3 protein-coding genes are annotated in these 2882 nt (G+C 62.9%); 1 reads left to right on the plus strand and 2 read right to left on the minus strand.

Annotated features, from left to right (window positions below; genetic code table 11):
• A partial coding sequence (locus ABT116_RS41775) for a TetR/AcrR family transcriptional regulator (RefSeq protein WP_351645590.1) occupies nucleotides 1-280 on the minus strand: 280 nt, incomplete at its 3' end.
• A 124-nt stretch (nucleotides 281-404) separates the two neighbouring features.
• Between ABT116_RS41775 and ABT116_RS41780 the strand changes: the two genes are divergently transcribed.
• A complete protein-coding gene (locus ABT116_RS41780; protein ID WP_054827582.1) occupies nucleotides 405-1958 on the plus strand; it encodes an MFS transporter in 1554 nt (517 codons plus the stop codon).
• A 15-nt stretch (nucleotides 1959-1973) separates the two neighbouring features.
• Here the strand turns inward: ABT116_RS41780 and ABT116_RS41785 are convergent, their stop codons facing one another.
• Nucleotides 1974-2528, minus strand: a complete 555-nt coding sequence (locus ABT116_RS41785; RefSeq protein WP_351645593.1) for a PaaI family thioesterase — start codon at nucleotides 2526-2528, stop codon at nucleotides 1974-1976.
• Between the last annotated feature and the right edge of the window lie 354 nt (nucleotides 2529-2882).

A 2882-nucleotide genomic window follows, 5' to 3' on the forward strand; every position in this document is an offset into this window, starting at 1 on the left:
GCAACGAAATCAGACGTTCGCGTAGCGGACCGGTATCGATATCGGTGTCGACTGGGGGTAGTAGTCGCTCGAAGGTTGCCGCGAGCAGGTCGGTGGTACTTCCGAAGTGTCGGTACAGCGTGGCACGCGCAACCTTCGACATGCGGGTGACCGCCTCCACGGTGACCGCCTCGACACCGCCGGTGGACAGCAGCTGACCGGCAGCTTCGAGTAACCGGTTACGTGAGCGCGCCAGCCGGGGATCGGCCGGGCCCTCGGCTGCAACGAGAGGGTCGACCATGAACGGGCTCCGCTCCATTTGACTGACAAAATATCTCCTCGCATGACCATTCTGTCACACCCACAGAGTTATGATACTAATAGTCTCGTACCGAGACGACCGGTCTCGAACTGGGAGGCTGGCCATGAACGAACGTGGATCCGACTCTGCCGGCGTCGCTCGATGGAGCGGCGCCCAGTGGTGGATGTTGATTGTGTCGTGCATGGCGGTCGCGTTGGTGGTGGCCGCAATGGCGGCATTGTATTCAGCGTTGCCACAGATCGCGGTCGCGACAGGGGCGACGCAAGCTCAACTTACCTGGATAGTCGACGGTTATACGTTGGTATTGGCGTGCTTCGTTCTGCCTGCCGGTGCGATCGGTGATCGTTACGGTCGCCGGGGGGTGCTCGTGGCGGGGTTGGCGTTGTTCGCTTTCGCGTCGGCATTGCCCTTGTTTCTTGCTGACCCGGCGTGGCTGATCGCTGCTCGCGCGTTGGCTGGGGCGGGTGCGGCGCTGGTCATGCCCTCGACGCTGTCGATACTGACCGCGGGATTTCCACCGGCGCATCGCGGTCGCGCTGTAGGGGTGTGGGCCGGGGTTGCTGGATCCGGGGCGGTCCTGGGCATCCTCGGGGCTGGAGTGCTGCTCGAGCAGTGGTCGTGGACCTCGGTGTTCGTCGGGTTGACCGTCGCCGGAGCGGTTCTGGCCGGGTTGGCATGCAGTATCGCGGAGTCCCGCCAGCAGGAGCATCCACCGGTCGATTGGGTGGGCGCTGTGACCGTAGTTGTGGCAGTCGGGGCGATCGTCTTCGCTGTGATCGAGGTTCCGGCCCGTGGCTGGTCGGATTCGCTCGTCGCCATCAGCACTGCGGTGGGCTTGTTCGCAGTTGTGGTGTTCGTCGTCGTAGAACTACGTTCCTCGGCACCGCTACTCGATGTCCGGTTGTTCGCCCGCCGTGGTTTCGGTGCCGGCGCGCTGTCTGTCTGTATCCAATTTCTGGTGACCTTCGGGGTGTTCTTGCTGTTGGTGCAGTATCTGCAGTTGATTCTCGGTTATGGACCGCTCACCGCCGCGTTGGCGTTGACCCCTATGGTCGTGCCGCTCATCGTGATCTCGGTGATTGCACCCTGGCTGTCGAACATTGTTGGGCTGCGGGTGATGACCACTGTAGGTCTGCTCACCATCGCGGCGGGACTGGTGATGGTGAGCAGACTGACCGTCGCTGCGACTTACCCTGACCTGCTGTGGCCCCTGCTCATCATGAGCGCGGGTTTGGGGTTGTGTACCGCTCCTGCGACTTTCGCCATCGTCTCGGACACTCCAGAGGCCAAGCACGGGGTGGCTGCCGCGGTCAACGACGCGGCTCGCGAAATCGGTGCCGCGATTGGGATTGCGGTAGCCGGTAGCGTGCTCGCGGCCGGTTACGTTCAGCACATCCAGCCGGCTCTGCCCCAGCTACCCGAGCCAGCCCGTGGTCCGGTGGCCGATTCTCTGGCCGCCGCATTGCAGGTCGCCGACCGCGCAGGACCAGCTGGCCAGCCGCTGGCCGAGTTCGCCAAAGCCGCATTCGTACATGGAAGTGGTCAGGCGACACTGGCGTTGGCGGCCCTGACCGCCGCTGGGGCACTCGTGCTCGCCGTCGTTGCGCCAGGTAGACGCAGCCGAACGACAGCCACCGCGGGTGATGGACGTCGATGAGGTCGGCCAGGGTGTCTATTCTTCGGTGTGATTCGTGTCTGTGGCCCGGAGTTGAGCTCGGGCTTGGGACTGCATGAAGTGTTCGACCTCGACCACCACGAACAGGGCAGTAGCGGTGGCGACCGAGCGGCCCTGCGCATCGTCCATCGTGGCCGTGAGATCCAGTTTGCGCCCATCACGAGACCGAACGGCAGCACGCAACACGTAGGGAGTGCCGAGCAGAACCGGCGCTAGATAGTCGAGCTCGAGACGCCGCGTCACGGCGAGCTCACCCACTGTGTAGAGCAGGAAGCCGAACAGATCGTCGAGAACGGTCGCCACCGCGCCGCCGTGTGCTATCCCGGGTGCCCCGACATGACGTTGATCGAACACATGGTGAGCCACCACGCCGTTCTCGTCACGCTGGACCGACAGGGCGTGGCCGTGCGGGTTCTGCGGCCCACAACCAAGACAGTCGGGGTGGTGGGGCGGTAAATCAGGCGACTCGGAAGTCGTGCCCCAGAACGAGCGCACCCAGTTCTCGATAGCGGGGCCGGCCGACCCGCTGACCTCGTCCGGAATTCTCTTCATGGTCGGACCTCTCTGTCTGAAAAAAACTGTGCCGAGTCTGTCGCGTCTTCGCGCGCTCGGCCTGCACCGCTGTCAGTTTCAAAAGACAAACTGCACTATGTCAGAAGTCAACTGCACTAAAGGATCGACCAAGCCGACATAGCTTAAAGAGAGAAGTGATTTGCCGCGAGGATTTCGGACCTGGAGATGACTATTCTGAGGCCGCGTTTGCGGACTGCCCGTAACTGTAGTGGACATCGTTCGGGGTTCGGTATCCGAGCGACGAATGTCGTCTGCCATGAGCATGGGACCAGAGTGACCTGACCCCTGCCAGGGTGAGGTTGCCCTTGGCTGGGGCGTAAACACGAAATGCCC

It is taken from the genome of Streptomyces sp. NPDC002130, assembly GCF_040296465.1.
GTDB lineage: Bacteria > Actinomycetota > Actinomycetes > Streptomycetales > Streptomycetaceae > Streptomyces.

Bases quoted from the DNA above. Each gene is read 5' to 3' on its own strand.
- ABT116_RS41780 (WP_054827582.1), top strand. From the start codon at position 405: ATGAACGAACGTGGATCCGACTCTGCCGGCGTCGCTCGATGGAGCGGC.
- ABT116_RS41785 (WP_351645593.1), bottom strand. From the start codon at position 2,528: ATGAAGAGAATTCCGGACGAGGTCAGCGGGTCGGCCGGCCCCGCTATC.